Source organism: Mesorhizobium sp. P2_H9, from assembly GCF_056403215.1.
The window spans coordinates 188,289-204,174 of sequence record NZ_JBFUFX010000004.1 but is presented as its reverse complement, the minus strand read 5'-3'; the positions used below and the strand labels follow the sequence as shown (position 1 = coordinate 204,174).

Below are 15,886 nucleotides of genomic sequence, written 5' to 3'. Positions count from 1 at the left end.
TCACCGAGACCTCAACGCAGTTCCACCGGAACGACCGTCGTCTCCTTGATCTCTTCCATGACGAAGGACGCCGAGACATCCGACAACGCCACCTTGGCGATCAGCCGCTGGTAGAGCCGGTCATAGGCCTTCACGTCGGCGACGCGAGCCCGCAGCACATAGTCGAGATCGCCGGACATGCGGTAGACGCCGGTGATCTCGGAAAAGCCGGTCACCGCCGCTCGAAACTTCTGCAGCCAGTCCGGGTCATGGTTGGAAGTGCGGATCAGGATGAACACCGAAAGCCCGAGCCCGAGCTTGTCGGCATCGACCAGCGCCACCCGGCCGGTGATGACGCCGTCTTCCTCCAGCCGCTTCACCCGCCGCCAGCAGGCATTGCGCGACAGCGATATCTTTTCCGACAGCTGGTCGACCGACAGCGTACCGTCGCGTTGCAGCTCGGCCAGCAATCTGCGGTCGATTTCATCGATTCCCACTGACATGTGGGATATTTGTCCCAACAATTGGCCTGATACAAGGACAATTTGAGACAAGTGAACCAGATGACCATGTCAGGATACTCACCATCGGGTCTTCATGCCCGACAGGAGGGGATCAACATGACGGCACGGCTTGCACGACTTTTCACCTCTCACCCGGCAGCGGTGGGCGAGAGCTATTTCGGCCATATGGCTTTTGCCGCGTGGTTCTCGTCGCGACTGTTCCTGGCGGCTGGTGCTGCGCTCATTCACGCTTTCTTGCCGTTTTTGTTCGATTCTACGGCAAGCCGAATCGTTCGCGAGCTTTACGAGCGGACGCACAACAGAGGCTCGCACGCGACCAAGGAGCCGTCGGCTCTCATGGATCGTGCCTAGAGGACGATAAAGCGATGTGCCGGTGGGCGGCCTATCTCGGCGAAGCGGTCTTCCTCGAAGACATCGTCACCGCGCCCTGCCATTCGCTGATCGCCCAGAGCCATTGCGCCCAGGAAGCGAAGTCGCCGACCAATGGCGACGGTTTCGGCCTCGCCTGGTACGGCGACCGGCCCGAGCCCGGCCTCTACCGTGACATCCTGCCGGCCTGGTCGGACCCCAATCTGAAGAGCCTGTGCCGGCAGATCAAATCCGGTCTGTTTCTCGCCCATGTCCGCGCCTCGACCGGCGGCGCCACCAGCCGCATGAACTGCCACCCCTTCATTTCCGGCCGCTGGTCGTTCATGCACAATGGCCAGATCGGCGGCTTCGAGAAAATCCGCCGCACGCTGGAAAACTCGCTCTCCGACGCCGTCTTCGACCAGCGCGAAGGCACCACCGATTCCGAACTCTTTTTTCTCTTGATGATCGACGAGGGCCTGTCCGACGATCCACAAGGCGCCGTGTCGCGCGCCACCAGCCGCGTCGTCGATGCCTCGCGCCGCGCCGGAATTGAGCCGGCTTTGAAACTCACCGTGGCCTTCTCGGATGGCGTGTCGCTCTATGCCGTCCGCTATGCCAGCGACAATCACGCACCGACGCTCTACACCTCCACCTTTGGCAAGGGCACCGGCGGCTGCATCGTCTCGGAGCCGTTTGATCGCGACGGTGGCGAGTGGCAGGCGATCCCGCCCTCGAGCTTCGTCACCATGACAAAGACCGGCATGACCATCCGCCCGTTCGTGCCCGTCGCAGCCAAGCTGGCGCTGGTCGGATAATCCTTCGCCTGGTCGCAAATCATGGCAACGTCGCGGGACAGCGCCCCCCTCTGTCCTGCCGGACATCTCCCCCACACGGGGGGAGATTGGCAGCTTCGCGCCCCGCGCCATTCTTTCAACGCAGGAGATTGGCGAAAGCCGTCGTGACATCCAATCTCCCCACCCGTGGGGGAGATGTCCGGCAGGACAGAGGGGGGGCGCCGTAGAGCGCCGACCTCGATCGACCTCCGCAGCGCAATTCCGATCAAGCGCTGTGGACCCCCGAATGCTCCACTCAGCTTGAAACCGCGCCGCTGTCCGCCATCTTGATCTGGCGAGTGCGGTCAAGCCGGAGCGTTGATCATGGACCTCGTCTTTTCCTCGACCACCGAACTCGCCGCTGCGATCGCCGAGCGGAAGGTCTCCGCTGTAGAAGTGCTCGATGCCCATCTGGCCCAGATCGACAGGCACAACGGGGTGGTCAACGCTGTCATCAATCTCGACCGGGAAGGCGCCCACCATCGCGCGAGAAAAGCCGACGCAGCGCAGGCGCGGGGCGACGCTCTCGGTCCATTGCACGGCGCGCCGTTCACGCTGAAGGACACGCATGAAACGGCAGGCATGAAGACCACAACCGGCTTCCCGCCCTTTGCCGACTATGTCGCCAGCCAGGACAGCCCGGTCGTTGCCCGATTGAAGGCGGCCGGCGGGGTGCTGATGGCCAAGACCAATGTGCCGACGATGCTGTCCGACTGGCAGTCGAACAATCCGCTGTTCGGCCGCACCAGCAGCCCGTGGGATCTCTCGCGCACCGCGGGCGGGTCCAGCGGCGGTGCGGCGGCAGCCGTTTGCTCGGGCATGACGCCGTTCGAAGTCGGCACCGACATGCAGGCTTCGATCCGCCTGCCGGCTGCGTTCTGCGGCGTCTATGGCCTCAAACCCACCGAGCACCGTATCTCGCTGGCCGGCGCCTTTCCCGATCCGGAAGGTGCTGCGCGTAGCGTGCGGCTGATGTCCTGCCTCGGCCCGCTGGCGCGGACCGTCGAAGATCTGGCGTTGATCTACAAGATCATCGCCGGGCCGGATGGAAGCGACACCGACCTTGCGGCTGTACCGGTCGAAGACATCCCGGCGGTTGACCTCAAGACACTGCGTATCGCCTTCGCTCCTGCCTTTCCAGGGTTTCCGGTGGCTGCCGCCATCAGCGCCGCTGTCGAAACTCTGGCAAGGCAACTCGCGACGGCAGGCGCGACCGTCGAAGAAGCAGAACTCCCAAAACTCGACCTGCACGACGATCTGGCTGGGGGCGGCGCGCTGATCGGCATGATGCTGGAGGCCGCACAACCGCAGCCGCCCGAGCAGCCGACGTCGGTGTCGCGCTGGTTCGAAGCGCTCGCCAGACGCGACCGCTCGATCCTTGCCTGGGACCGGTTTTTCGAGGACTACGACGCCTTGCTGTGCCCGGTCGCCATGACCACGGCCTTCCCGCATTGCGAACCGGGAACGCCGATCGCGGTTGATGGCATGGAGCAGAGCTACTGGATGCTGCCGGCCTATGGCGCCGTGTTCAACTACAGCGGCCAGCCAGCGCTTTCGATGCCCTGCGGGCAGGATCGCGATGGCCTGCCGATTGGTCTGCAACTGGTCGGCAAGCGCTGGTCCGAATCGCGGCTGCTTGGCATCGCCCGGGCAATCGAGCCGCTGACCGGCGACTTTCGCCGTCCGCCCGGCTATTGAGCGAAACGCGACAGCCCGTAAGGCGCAAGCAGCGGGTCGCGCTCGCCGTCGAGAATTTCGCGGGTGGCGAACAGGCCGACGGCGGGCGCCAGCGTGATGCCCGAATGCATGACCGCGATATAGACGCCGGCGACACTTTCGGCACGGCCGATGATCGGAAAACCGTCGATCGGATTGGGGCGATAGCCGACCGTGTGGAAATCCAGTTCCAGTCCGTCGGCGCCGCGCAAGGCTGCCTTCATTGCCGCGAACAAGTCGCGCGCCGTGGCGTCGGGGTTTTCGCCCGGATCGCCGCCGGCGAAATCCGAGCCGGCGATGATGCGGCCCTCTGCCGTCTGGCGCATATGCAGCTTCTCGGCGTGCACCAGGCCGTTGAGCAGTTTTTTGTAAGGCCGCGAGTGGACAATCAGGCCAGCCGGCGTCTCGATCGGCAGTTTGATGCCGGTGGTCGCCGCGATGGCCGGGGCGCCGGCGCCGGCTGCGATCACCACCTCGTCGGCAGCGATCGTCTCGCCCGAAATGACCACGCCAGTAACTTTGCCGTTGGTTAGAGCCAGCCTGTCGATGGTTCCCGTGACCACCCGTGCGCCGTGCCGTTCCGCATCTGCCAGCAGCGCCTTAGCCGCCGCCACCGGCTCGGCCACGCCTTCCTCGGCGACATAGACAGCGAATTCAGGAGGCCCGACCAGATTGGGCTCGATTTGCGCCGCCCGCTCCCGGCCAACGCGTTCGATACCGTAACCCCATGAAGAGTGCTCGGCCGCGTAGGCTTCGAGCCTGTCGGCCGGCAGGTCAAAGCATAGCCCGCCGCACCAGGCGAGCGGCAGGCCGGGCAGCTCATTTGCCAGCCGTTTCCACTCGGCCATGGCGCGGATGCGCAGCCGGAAATAGATCTCCGGATTGCCCCAGCTGGCATTGATCCAGGCAAACGAGTTCGGCGTGGCGACGCCACCTGCGCCGCTCTCCGAGGTCACCGTCACCTGCGCGCCGGCCTTGCTGAGATGCCAGGCGATGGACGCGCCGATAATGCCGGCGCCGATGACGATGACTTGCTTGCTCATGCTGGACCTCTGCCGGATTGGCCCTTCTGATGCCATTGCGGCGGCCTGATCTCAAGACCCGGCAAGGAGGCTTCGGGCAAAACTGTTCGACAGGCCGGAAAAGCGCTGCTAGAAGCCCGCCACCACATGGGATTCCACAAATTGGCTGAAGACATCACGCAGGCGGTGGCGCGCCGCCGCACCTTCGCGATCATCGCGCACCCCGACGCCGGCAAGACGACGCTCACCGAAAAGCTGCTGCTGTTCGGTGGCGCCATCCAGCTTGCCGGCGAGGTCAAGGCCAAGAAGGATCGCATCCAGACCCGGTCCGACTGGATGAAGATCGAGCGCGAGCGCGGCATTTCGGTCGTCACCTCGGTGATGACCTTCGAGTACGAGGACAATGTCTTCAACCTGCTCGACACGCCCGGCCACGAGGATTTCGCCGACGACACCTATCGCACGCTGTCGGCGGTCGATAGCGCTGTCATGGTCATCGATGCCGCCAAGGGCATCGAGCCGCGCACGCTGAAGCTGTTCGAGGTCTGCCGCCTGCGCGACATCCCGATCATCACCTTCATCAACAAGATGGACCGCGAAAGCCGCGACCCGTTCGAAATCCTCGACGAAATCGAACAGAAGCTGGCGCTGGACACTGCCCCCATCACTTGGCCGATCGGCCGCGGCAAGACCTTTTCCGGCACCTATCATCTGTCGCAGAACGCTGTGCGTCGGGGCGACGCGGAAAAGGACCGCACGCCGGTCAACGGCCCCGATTCCAACCGCGTCGCCGGCCTGCTGCCGGAGAACGAGCGCGAAGCCTTCATCGAGGAGCTGGAGCTCGCGCGGGAAGCTTGCCGACCTCTTGATATTGACGCCTTTCGCGAGGGCCACCTGACGCCGGTCTATTTCGGCTCGGCGCTGCGCAATTTTGGCGTGCGCGACCTGATCGAGGCGCTGGGCAATTATGGGCCGCCGCCGCGCGCGCAGGAGGCCGACACGCGCAAGGTCGAGGCGACCGAGGACAAGATGACCTCGTTCGTTTTCAAGATCCAGGCCAACATGGATCCGAACCACCGCGACCGCATCGCCTTCGTCCGCGTCTGCTCAGGCAAGCTGGAGCGCGGCATGAAGGCCAAGCTGGTGCGTACCGGAAAGCCGATGAGCCTGTCGGCGCCGCAATTCTTCTTTGCCCGCACCCGCGTCACCGCCGACGAGGCCTTTGCCGGCGACGTCGTCGGCATCCCCAACCACGGCACGTTGCGCATCGGCGACACGCTGACCGAGGGTGAGGAAATCCTGTTCCGCGGCGTGCCGAATTTCGCTCCGGAAATCCTGCGTCGTGTCCGCCTCGGCGACGCGATGAAGGCCAAGAAGCTGAAGGAAGCGCTGCACCAGATGGCCGAGGAGGGCGTCGTTCAGCTGTTCTCGCCGGAGGATGGCTCACCGGCCATCGTCGGCGTCGTCGGCGCGCTGCAGCTCGATGTGCTGAAGGAACGGCTGAACTTCGAATATACGCTGCCGGTCGAATTCGAGATGTCGCGCTTTTCCGTCTGCCGCTGGATTTCGGCCGACGACAAGGCCGAGGTCTACCGCTTCATCGAGGCGCATCGCGGCGACATCGCCCGCGACCTCGACAACGACCCGGTGTTTCTGGCCCAGCACGCCTTCTCGCTCAACTACGAAGCCGAGCGCTGGAAGGCGATCCGGTTTGCCGCGATCAAGGATTATCAGGTCCGCGACAAGGCGGCGTAAAGTGCACTCTTCCCTTCTCCCACAAGGGGAGAAGGGGAAGAGCGCGCGGTGCTCAGCCTCTTGCCGCCTCTTCGATCTTGGCGATGTCGATCTTGCCCATCTGCATCATCGCATTCATCGCCCGGCCGGCCTTGGCCTGGTCCGCATCCCCAAGCAGGCGCGGCAGCTGTTCCGGCACGACTTGCCAGGAAACGCCGAACTTGTCCTTCAGCCAGCTGCAACGGCCGGGTTCGCCGCCTTCGGTCAGCCTGTCCCAGAAATGGTCGACCTCTTCCTGGTTCTTGCAGTCGATCGAAAGCGAGATCGCCTCGGTGAATTTGTATTGCGGTCCGCCGTTAAGCGCCAGGAACGGGACGCCATCGAGTTCGAACGAGGCCACCAGCACCTTGCCTTCGAGAGCGTGGCCCTTGGGCCAGCGCGTTGTGCTCAGCACCTTCGAATTCTTGAAGATGGATATGTAGTGGTTCATCGCTTCTTCGGCCTGGTCGTCGAACCACAGGAAGGTGGTGATCTTTTGCATCGTCGTTCTCCTCGGTGTTTAGGGTTGCGGCCGCTTCTTTTGGGGGAAGGGTCAGGCGGCGCCCTTCGCGGCGTCCTGCAGGGAAGCGAGATAGGAATCGAGCTGGGCGTAGCTGTCGGCCATGCCGCTGGTCATGCCGGTGCCGAGCGCGCCGTCGCGCGCCGCCTGCGAGGCGTAAAGCACCGTCTGCGTCAGCAGCGTTTTGCCGGTGTGATCGGCAAAGGTCACCGTTCCAATCGTCTCGCCACCGGTCCAATCCTCGTCGAACAGTTCGGTGGCGACGATCCGGCTCGGCCGCACGATCTCGCGATAGGCTCCGCTCATGCCCATGCTGCGACCGTCGCGGTGTTGCCAGACATAGCGTGTCGCGCCGCCCACCCTGAGGTCGATTTCGCACACCGCCAGCCGCCAGCCGTCGGGGCCGTGCAGCCAGCCTTTCAAAAGCTCCGGCACGGTCCAGCAGTCGAAGACCATCGGCCGCGGCGCATCGAAGATGCGGGTGATCTGGACTTCACGGTCGCTCGGCGTGGTCACGGTCAATGTCGCAACGGTCGAGCCGGGCAAGGTGGTGGTGCTCACGATTGTCCTCCTGCGCTTGTCTGTTTGCCCAAGGACGTCCGGCCAACTGGCGATCCGACACGGCCCTTGATTTTCTTTCGGCTATTGGCCGGCCTCGCCGGGAGCCTTTTCGGCCTGCATGGCGCCCAGCAGGGCGTCGAGGCGCTGGAAATTGCCTTCCCAGATCTTTCGGTAGCGCTCCAGCCAGTCATTGGCTTCGGCCAGCGGCTTCGCCTCCAGCCGGCACGGCCGGCGCTGCGCGTCGCGGCCGCGTGAAATCAGCCCCGCGGCTTCCAGCACTTTCAGATGCTTGGAGATCGATGGTTGGCTCATCGCGAACGGTTTGGCCAGTTCCATCACCGAGGCCTCCCCCTGGATGAGGCGGGCAAGGATCGCGCGGCGCGTCGGATCGGCAAGCGCGGCAAAGGTGGCGTCGAGCTGGTTCATTTCACGTCCATAGCCAATTAGATATATACCTATTTGGCTATATACAGCTGAACGCCCCTCGTCAACCCGCTTGCGCCATGCGCTCTGGCGCATCGCAAAATTGTGGCCATACCAGATTGTGGCGTCTATAACGCCTGCGGTCCGAATTCAGCGCCGCCGCGCCAGCCATCGAGCGCAGCCAGCCACCAAGGAAAAAATATGCCTGCCTATCGTTCCCGCACCACCACCCATGGCCGCAACATGGCCGGCGCCCGCGGTCTCTGGCGCGCCACCGGCATGAAGGATTCCGATTTCGGCAAGCCGATCATCGCCGTCGTCAACTCCTTCACCCAGTTCGTGCCGGGTCACGTCCATCTCAAGGACCTCGGCCAGCTGGTTGCGCGCGAGATCGAGAAGGCCGGTGGCGTCGCCAAGGAATTCAACACCATCGCCGTCGATGACGGCATCGCCATGGGCCATGACGGCATGCTCTATTCGCTGCCGTCGCGCGAGCTGATCGCCGACTCGGTCGAATACATGGTCAACGCCCACTGCGCCGATGCCATGGTCTGCATCTCCAATTGCGACAAGATCACGCCGGGCATGCTGATGGCGTCGCTGCGGCTCAACATCCCGACCGTCTTCGTCTCCGGCGGCCCGATGGAAGCCGGCAAGGTGGTGCTCGCGGGGAAGACGCAGGCGCTCGATCTGGTCGATGCCATGGTCGCTGCCGCCGACGACAAGATCTCCGACGAGGACGTCAAGGTCATCGAGCGCTCGGCCTGTCCGACCTGCGGCTCCTGCTCTGGCATGTTCACCGCCAATTCGATGAACTGTTTGACCGAGGCGCTCGGCCTGTCGCTGCCCGGCAATGGCTCGACGCTGGCGACGCACGCCGATCGCAAGCGCCTGTTCGTCGAGGCCGGCCATCTGATCGTCGATCTCGCCCAGCGCTATTACGAACAGGACGACGAGACCGCGCTGCCACGCAACATCGCCTCTAAGGGCGCCTTCGAGAACGCAATGACGCTCGACATCGCCATGGGCGGCTCGACCAACACCGTTCTGCACATCCTGGCCGCCGCGCATGAGGGCGAGATCGATTTCGATCAGGACGATATCGACGCGCTGTCGCGCAAGGTTCCGGTGCTGTGCAAGGTTGCTCCGGCCAAGTCCGACGTGCACATGGAAGACGTCCACCGCGCCGGCGGCATCATGGCCATTCTCGGCCAGCTCGACAATGCCGGGCTGATCAACCGCGATTTGCCGACCGTGCACACGTCGACGCTCGGCGAGGCGCTCGACCATTGGGATATTTCCCGCACCTCCAGCCAGAGCGTCCGCGACTTCTTCCTGGCCGCACCGGGCGGCGTGCCGACGCAGGTTGCCTTCAGCCAGGACCGCCGCTGGGACGAGCTCGATCTCGACCGCGAGAAAGGCGTCATCCGCTCAGTCGAGCATCCCTTCTCCAAGGATGGTGGCCTCGCCGTGCTGAAGGGCAATCTGGCGCTCGACGGCTGCATCGTGAAGACAGCCGGCGTCGATGAATCGATCCTGAAGTTCACCGGCCCGGCCCGGGTCTTCGAAAGCCAGGACGCCAGCGTCAAGGCGATCCTGTCGAACGAGATCAAGGCCGGCGATGTCGTCGTCATCCGCTACGAAGGACCACGCGGCGGCCCCGGCATGCAGGAAATGCTCTACCCCACCAGCTATCTCAAGTCGAAAGGCCTCGGCAAAGCCTGTGCGCTGGTCACTGACGGCCGCTTCTCCGGCGGCACGTCGGGCCTGTCGATCGGCCATGCCTCGCCGGAAGCGGCAGAAGGCGGCCTCATCGGGCTGGTGCAGGAGGGCGACACGATCGAGATCGATATCCCGAACCGCAGCATCCGCCTTGCCGTAGACGATGCCGAACTGGCTGCGCGCCGCGCGACGATGGAGGCCAAGGGCACCGCTGCCTGGAAGCCTGATGAGAAGCGCAAGCGCAAAGTGACGACCGCCTTGCGCGCCTACGCCGCGATGGCCACCAGCGCTGCCAAGGGGGCTGTGCGGTTCGTTCCGGAGTAGCGCGCTCTTACCTTCTCCCCTTGTGGGAGAAGGTGGCCGAGCGAAGCTCGGTCGGATGAGGGGTGTTCCAGCTTGGCACCAACCGCACTCCCTCCAGCACCCCTCATCCGTCTTGGCGCTGCGCGCCAATCCACCTTCTCCCACAAGGGGAGAAGGGAAGGGCGCTACGGCATCAGCTGATATTCATAAAGCTTCTGGTAAAGCCCACCCTGACTGAGCAAGGTCTTGTGCGGGCCGCTTTCAACCACTTTGCCGGCTTCTAGAACCACGATCGTATCGGCCTGATGCACGGTCGACAGCCGGTGCGCGATGACAATCGTGGTGCGCCCCACCGTCAGCTGCTGCAGCGCATCGCGGAACAGCGCTTCCGATTCCGCGTCGAGCGCGCTGGTCGCCTCGTCCAGCAGCAGGATCTCGGCATTGCGCAGCATGGCGCGGGCGATCGAGATCCGCTGGCGCTGACCACCAGACAGCATGCCGCCATTCTCGCCGACTTCCGTGTCATAACCGTTCGCCTGGGCAGTGATGAAGGTGTGGGCATTGGCGGCCTTGGCGGCGGCGATCACCTCTTCGTCAGTCGCGTCCTGGCGGCCGAGGCGGATGTTGTGCATGATCGTGCCGGCAAACAGGAACGTGTCCTGGCTGACATAGGCAATCTTTTCTCGAACCGAGCTGAGCGTTGCGCAGGAGATATCCTGGCCGTCGAACAGCACCTTGCCGCTCTGCGGATCGTACATGCGCATGATCAGGTTCAGCATGGTTGACTTGCCGCTGCCGGAAGGTCCAACCAGTGCCGTCATCCTGCCGGGCTCGATAGTCAGGTTGAACTGCTCGAGCACCGGTTGGCCTTCCTGATAGACAAAGCCGACATCATCGAACGTGATTTCGCCTGGTCCCGCCTTGAGCGGCTGTGCATCAGGCTTTTCAGCCAGCGTCAGCGGCCGGTCCGCTAGCTGGAACATCATTCGCACTCCGACGATGCCGGTTTCTAGCGATATGCGTACGCGCGCCAGACGCTTGGCCGGTTCATAGGCAAGCAGCAGTGCCCCGATGAAGGCCATGATGTTACCCGGCATCTGGCCGCCCTGCAGGACCAGGAAGCCGCTGACCAGCACGGAGCCGGAGATCGCCAGCCCTGCGAGCGTTTCCATCACGGGGCTGGTGGCGGCTTCCAGCGTGGCAATGTTGTTGGCGCGGTTCTCGACGTCGGAAACCGCTTTGTACATGCGCCCGCGCATCGCCCCTTCGAGATTGAAGGATTTGACGACCCGCACGCCGATCGCGGTTTCCTGCATGATCTGCACGATCTGGCCGATCGAGCGGAACTCCATTGCGGCAATGTTGCGGACTCGCTTCAGGATGCGGTTGACGCCGTAGATGGCCAGGGGGCCGATGATGAAGCAGATCAAGGACAGCGCCGGTTGCTGCCAGATCATGACCAGCACCAGGACAACCAAGGTCACCAGGTCCCGCACATAGGACGTGACGATGAGGTCGAGCACGTTGCGTGCCGCCTGCGCATTGTTGGTCATGCGGTTGATCAGATCGGACGACGAGGTCGAATGGTAGAACTCGATGCCTTGCGCCAGGATACGGTCATAGATCTTGCGCTGCCGCTCGGCGATGATGCTGTTGCCGACGCGGCTCATGCAGTAGGCTTGGACGAAATTGGCGACGCCCTTGAGAATGAAGATCGCGGCGACCGCGGCTGCTATCAGGTTAATGCGGTCGAGTCTCTTGTAGATCACGAATTCGTTGGTGATCTCGCGCAGAATCCAGGCGCTGGCACCTGTCGTGGCGGCCACCACCAGCATCGAAGCGATGGCGGCGCCGTAGCCGAACCTGTGCTGGTGGAACGATTCCCGCAGCAGCCTCACGATAAGGCGCTGGTTCTCCATCGAGCGCTCGTCGCGTTTCAGGAATTTAAGATCCAGAGCCACACGGGATTCCATGGTTTGCTGCGCATGATCCCGAAATTCGTCGCTGCACTGCGCGCCACTGGTGCGAACTTCGGATTCGCCGGTTAGGACGAAAGGCGGCTTATAGAGCCAGTTGCATCAGGATGGAACCTTTCGCCACGATTGAAAGAAACGGCTGCGGCAAGCTGTCTTTTGCGCCACCATGGTCGGGTGATTCTGAAAAGGGATGACGACAGATGAATTTCGACCTTGTTGTGCGCGGCGGCACGCTGCCCGACGGCACCATTGCCGACATCGGCATCGTCGGCGAGACGATCGCTGCGATCGGGCCCGACCTCGACGTTACGGCGGGTACCGCTATCGACGCTCATGGCAATCTGGTCTCGCCGCCCTTCGTCGATCCGCATTTCCACATGGACGCGACGCTCTCCTACGGCATTCCGCGCATCAACGTCTCAGGCACGCTGCTGGAAGGCATTTCGCTGTGGGGTGAGCTGAAGCCGCTGCTGACGCATGAGGCCGTGCGCGACCGCGCGCTTGCCTATTGCGACTGGGCTGTGTCGATGGGCCTGCTCGCCATCCGCACCCATGTCGATGTCTGCGACGACCGCTTGCTGGCGGTGGAAGCCTTGCTCGATGTGAAGAAAACGGTCGCGCCCTATATCGACCTGCAGCTGGTCGCCTTCCCGCAGGACGGGCTTTACCGCTCGCCGACGGCGCGCCAGAACACGCTGCGGGCGCTCGACCTCGGTGTCGATATTGTCGGCGGCATCCCGCATTTTGAGCGCACCATGGCCGACGGCACGCGTTCCGTGACCGAACTCTGCGAAATCGCGGCAAAACGCGGGCTGATGGTCGACCTGCATTGCGACGAGACCGACGACCCGCTGTCGCGCCATATCGAGCAACTGGCCTACGAGACGCAGCGCCTTGGCCTGCAAGGCAGGGTGGCCGGCTCGCACCTCACCTCGATGCATTCGATGGACAATTACTATGTCTCGAAGCTGTTGCCGCTGATCGCCGAGGCCGGCGTTTCGGCCATCCCCAATCCGCTGATCAACATCATGCTGCAGGGTCGCCACGATACGTTTCCCAAGCGCCGTGGCCTGACCCGCGTCAAGGAGATGCTGGCCATGGGCATCCGCGTCGGCTGGGGCCAGGATTGCGTACTTGACCCCTGGTATTCGCTGGGCACCGCCGACATGCTCGACGTCGCCTTCATGGGCCTGCACGTCGCCCAGATGTCGAGTCCGGCCGACATGGCCCGTTGTTTCGACATGGTCACCAACGTCAACGCCGCCATCATGGGCCTCGACCATCTCGGCCTTGCCGTCGGCAAGCGCGCCAGCCTCGTCATCCTCGACGCCGGCAACCCGATAGAGGCCCTGCGCCTGCGCGCCGAACGGCTTTGCGTCATCGCCAGGGGCAAGGTGGTGGCGCAGCGTACCAGGCAGGACACCCGGCTGTCGATTCCCGGAAGGCCCGGAGAGGTGAACCGGCGGCACAAAACCGCTTGAGATCACCCATTTCCGGCGCTGGTCTTACCGATTTTTCGCTTTTCCGCCTCGCCAAGGCTGCCGCTTGTGTCTACGACGCGGTTCACCCTACGCATGGCAGGAACCGGCAAAGGCATGGCACAGCCAACAGCCCAGAATTCGACGATCAGGAACGTTCTCGTGGCCGGCATCCTGCTGATGCTGGCCGGCGATTTCCTGTTTGCGTTGAACGACGCCATGGGCAAATGGCTGGTCGCCAGCTTTTCCGTCGGCCAGGTGGTGCTGATCCGCTCGGTCGGCGCCTTTTTCGTGCTCGGGCCGATGATTGCAAATCAGGGCGCCAGCAAGCTGTTTCGCATGGAACGGCTGGAGCTGCAGGTCTTGCGCGTCGTGGCGACGACTCTTGACACCGCCTTGTTCTATGCCGCCGTCGTCTACCTCCCGCTTGCCGATGTGATGAGCTTCTACATGGCGGGGCCGATCTATGTGGCGGCGCTGTCGCACTTCCTGCTCGGCGAAAAGGTCGGCTGGCGCCGCTGGGCGGCGATCCTGGTCGGCTTCTGCGGCGTGCTGATCATGCTGAAGCCGTCCTCGGCGGCGTTCTCGCAGTCCGCGGTGTTCGCGCTGGTCGGCAGCATTGCGTTTGCCTTCGCCATCATCCTCAACCGCCGCCTGCGCGGCACCAGCGACACCAATCTGGTGACGTGGCAGACCATCGGCACGCTGTTGGTCGGCGGCGCGATGACCATCGGCAGCTGGCAGACACCGTCAGCGCTCGATTTCGGCGCCATGCTGCTGCTCGGCATCGTCTCCTGCGGCGCGCATCTGATGATCACCAGGGCGCTGAAGCTGGCGCCGGCCTCGACGCTGGCGCCGCTGCACTACACGCTGTTGTTGTGGGCGGTCGTCTTCGGTCTGGTGTTCTTTGGCGACGTTCCCGGCCCGCGCATCCTGATCGGCTCGGCCATCGTCGTGTTCGCGGGCCTGTTCATCTTCCATCGCCAGAAAGTGGTCGAGACAGTCGTGCCGCCCGAAAACGTGCCGAAGGGTGTGAATTAAGGTCCAGATTTCTGGTACCTAACCCCGACGCACCGCCGCCAGATGGCGGGAAAACTCAGGCGTCTCCATCAACGCCTTGCAGCGCGCAAACCGTCCGTCGGCATAGGCGCGAAAGTCGTCGACGGGATTGTTGTTGGCAAGCTGGATCAACCCCCACAGCGTCCACAACAGATCGCACATCGCCTTGTAGATGATGATGCGGCCGCGCTCGGCCGGTTTTGCCTCGCCGCCGAAATAGGCATGCATCATCTCGTCGTCCTGTGCCGTGTCGAATTGTCCTTCGACACTGAGGTCGCCGAGATCCCAGAGCGGGTCGTTCATGCCCGAATATTCCCAGTCGACGATCCACATCCGCTCGCCCGTATCGAGAAAGTTCTCGCACAGCGGGTCGCAATGGCAGGCGGCGAGGGGAAGCGGATGGGCGGCAAGTGCGGCGCGTACCGTGCCGGCCTCGCGCACGACGTCGTGATAGCCGGCAGGCAGGGCGACATCCTTGGTCGACAGCACTTTCAGATAATCGTCGATCATCGCAAACAGCTCGAAGCGGAAGGGAAACACCGCTCCGGAGCCGTGCAGTGCGCGAAAGGCCTTGCCGGCACGCGCGGGACTGCCCGGCCGTGTCCTGAATTTCTCCGGCGACATCGTCTGCGCGCCGGCGATGAAGCGCGTCACCATTACCCCGGTCCCTTGGTCGACATGCAGCACTTCGGGGCTGACCCCGGCCTTTGCCGCCTCGCGCGCCGCGACCGCCTCGTTGGCGCGGTTTATATATTCCTCTGTGCCTTTGCCGGGAATGCGCAGGCAGAGGTCGCCGGCCTTGAAGACGAGATTGGTGAGGCCGCCGAGCCGCTCCAGCGGCCCGTCATAGCCTGCCAGCAGCGGAATGCCCTTGAGCGTTGCGCGCGCCTCGTCGACCACCATGCGTGAGCCCCCTCATGCCGTTATTTGTCGCCACGACGGTTCCACAGTTTTCGCCGTTTGGCTATCATCTGATAGAATGTGGCGTATAGACCGGCGGACGGAGTGGCGATGACGGACGGCAAACATCATGGCACGCTCGGCGCCGCCTATGCGGCGAAACGGCCTGAAGAGGTGGCGGCGCTCTACGACAGCTGGGCCGATACCTACGATGCCGACATGTCGGCGGCCGGCTACCGCCATCCGACGATCTGCCTTGCCTTGCTTGCCCGCCATTTGCCGCGCGGCGCAGCCCCTCTGCTCGATGCCGGCGCCGGCACCGGGCTGATCGGCGAATGGCTGGCCATCACTGGCTACCCAAAAGTCGAGGCGCTCGACATCTCGCAAGGCATGCTGGACAAGGCGGCCGCCAAGGGCGTCTATACGGCGCTTCACTGCCTGGCGATGGGTGGGCCATTGCCCTTCGCGGACGACGCCTATGCCGGCATCGTCTCCGCCGGCGTCTTCACCTCCGGCCATGTCGGCGCCGAAGGGCTGGACGAGCTGATCCGCATCTGCAGGCCGGGCGGCGTCATCGTGCTGACGGTCAAGAACACGCTGTGGGAAGCGGGATTTTCCGCGCGCCTCGCCGAGCTGGCAGCGCAAGGCATCGTCATCCGCGCCGAGGAAACGCCGCCTTACGTCTCCATGCCGGGCGAGGCGGATACCGTGCCCAGTCGTGGCATCGCGCTCCGCGTGAGCTGAAT

General features: G+C 63.7%; 15 protein-coding genes. 8 read left to right on the top strand and 7 right to left on the bottom strand.

The window, feature by feature from the left end:
- Positions 1 to 11: 11 nt before the first annotated feature.
- The gene (locus AC1DXN_RS09240; protein ID WP_477241312.1) at positions 12 to 482 is read right to left on the bottom strand and encodes an Lrp/AsnC family transcriptional regulator; all 471 of its coding nucleotides are present in this window, start codon (positions 480 to 482) and stop codon (positions 12 to 14) included.
- Between the two features lie 117 nt (positions 483 to 599).
- On the opposite strand from AC1DXN_RS09240, the gene AC1DXN_RS09235 reads away from it, so the two are divergent.
- The 3 genes from AC1DXN_RS09235 to AC1DXN_RS09225 all read left to right on the top strand — a co-directional run bounded on the left by AC1DXN_RS09235 (position 600) and on the right by AC1DXN_RS09225 (position 3,385).
- Positions 600 to 854, top strand: coding sequence for a DUF6356 family protein (locus AC1DXN_RS09235; protein WP_477275640.1), 255 nt, complete (start codon positions 600 to 602; stop codon positions 852 to 854).
- A gap of 14 nt (positions 855 to 868) precedes the next feature.
- Positions 869 to 1,669, top strand: a complete 801-nt coding sequence (locus AC1DXN_RS09230) for a class II glutamine amidotransferase (protein ID WP_477275638.1) — start codon at positions 869 to 871, stop codon at positions 1,667 to 1,669.
- Positions 1,670 to 2,011: 342 nt separating this feature from the next.
- Positions 2,012 to 3,385: an amidase gene (locus AC1DXN_RS09225; protein ID WP_477275636.1), complete on the top strand. Its 1,374-nt coding sequence runs from the start codon at positions 2,012 to 2,014 to the stop codon at positions 3,383 to 3,385.
- Here the strand turns inward: AC1DXN_RS09225 and AC1DXN_RS09220 are convergent.
- Positions 3,379 to 4,446, bottom strand: a complete 1,068-nt coding sequence (locus tag AC1DXN_RS09220; protein WP_477275634.1) for an NAD(P)/FAD-dependent oxidoreductase — start codon at positions 4,444 to 4,446, stop codon at positions 3,379 to 3,381. The two genes, AC1DXN_RS09225 and AC1DXN_RS09220, sit on opposite strands and share 7 nt — an antisense overlap.
- Before the next feature lie 141 nt (positions 4,447 to 4,587).
- Here AC1DXN_RS09220 and AC1DXN_RS09215 point away from each other — a divergent pair, with 141 nt between their 5' ends.
- Entirely contained in the window at positions 4,588 to 6,180 is a 1,593-nt protein-coding gene (locus AC1DXN_RS09215) for a peptide chain release factor 3 (RefSeq protein ID WP_477275632.1), read from the top strand.
- A 52-nt stretch (positions 6,181 to 6,232) separates the two neighbouring features.
- On the opposite strand, the gene AC1DXN_RS09210 is transcribed toward AC1DXN_RS09215, so the two are convergent.
- The 3 genes from AC1DXN_RS09210 to AC1DXN_RS09200 form a co-directional block, all read right to left on the bottom strand.
- Positions 6,233 to 6,700, bottom strand: a complete 468-nt coding sequence (locus AC1DXN_RS09210) for a VOC family protein (protein WP_477241323.1) — start codon at positions 6,698 to 6,700, stop codon at positions 6,233 to 6,235.
- A 51-nt stretch (positions 6,701 to 6,751) separates the two neighbouring features.
- Positions 6,752 to 7,279 carry an SRPBCC family protein gene (locus AC1DXN_RS09205; RefSeq protein ID WP_477241325.1) on the bottom strand — a complete coding sequence of 176 codons (528 nt, stop codon included), beginning with the start codon at positions 7,277 to 7,279 and terminating at the stop codon, positions 6,752 to 6,754.
- A gap of 81 nt (positions 7,280 to 7,360) precedes the next feature.
- On the bottom strand, positions 7,361 to 7,705 hold the full coding sequence (locus AC1DXN_RS09200) for an ArsR/SmtB family transcription factor (protein ID WP_477275630.1): 345 nt from the start codon (positions 7,703 to 7,705) through the stop codon (positions 7,361 to 7,363).
- A 198-nt stretch (positions 7,706 to 7,903) separates the two neighbouring features.
- On the opposite strand from AC1DXN_RS09200, the gene ilvD reads away from it, so the two are divergent.
- On the top strand, positions 7,904 to 9,748 hold the full coding sequence (gene ilvD / locus AC1DXN_RS09195) for a dihydroxy-acid dehydratase (RefSeq protein ID WP_477275629.1): 1,845 nt from the start codon (positions 7,904 to 7,906) through the stop codon (positions 9,746 to 9,748).
- Between the two features lie 164 nt (positions 9,749 to 9,912).
- On the opposite strand, the gene AC1DXN_RS09190 is transcribed toward ilvD, so the two are convergent.
- Positions 9,913 to 11,667: an ABC transporter ATP-binding protein gene (locus AC1DXN_RS09190; protein ID WP_477275941.1), complete on the bottom strand. Its 1,755-nt coding sequence runs from the start codon at positions 11,665 to 11,667 to the stop codon at positions 9,913 to 9,915.
- A gap of 236 nt (positions 11,668 to 11,903) precedes the next feature.
- On the opposite strand from AC1DXN_RS09190, the gene AC1DXN_RS09185 reads away from it, so the two are divergent.
- Together AC1DXN_RS09185 and AC1DXN_RS09180 are read left to right on the top strand one after the other, a co-directional pair.
- Entirely contained in the window at positions 11,904 to 13,184 is a 1,281-nt protein-coding gene (locus AC1DXN_RS09185; protein ID WP_477241331.1) for an amidohydrolase family protein, read from the top strand.
- Between the two features lie 114 nt (positions 13,185 to 13,298).
- Positions 13,299 to 14,222, top strand: coding sequence for a DMT family transporter (locus AC1DXN_RS09180; protein ID WP_477275627.1), 924 nt, complete (start codon positions 13,299 to 13,301; stop codon positions 14,220 to 14,222).
- An 18-nt stretch (positions 14,223 to 14,240) separates the two neighbouring features.
- Here AC1DXN_RS09180 and AC1DXN_RS09175 read toward each other — a convergent pair whose 3' ends face one another.
- On the bottom strand, positions 14,241 to 15,143 hold the full coding sequence (locus tag AC1DXN_RS09175; protein ID WP_477275625.1) for a phosphotransferase: 903 nt from the start codon (positions 15,141 to 15,143) through the stop codon (positions 14,241 to 14,243).
- Positions 15,144 to 15,251: 108 nt separating this feature from the next.
- Here AC1DXN_RS09175 and AC1DXN_RS09170 point away from each other — a divergent pair, with 108 nt between their 5' ends.
- On the top strand, positions 15,252 to 15,884 hold the full coding sequence (locus AC1DXN_RS09170; protein WP_477275623.1) for a class I SAM-dependent DNA methyltransferase: 633 nt from the start codon (positions 15,252 to 15,254) through the stop codon (positions 15,882 to 15,884).
- Positions 15,885 to 15,886 lie beyond the last annotated feature (2 nt).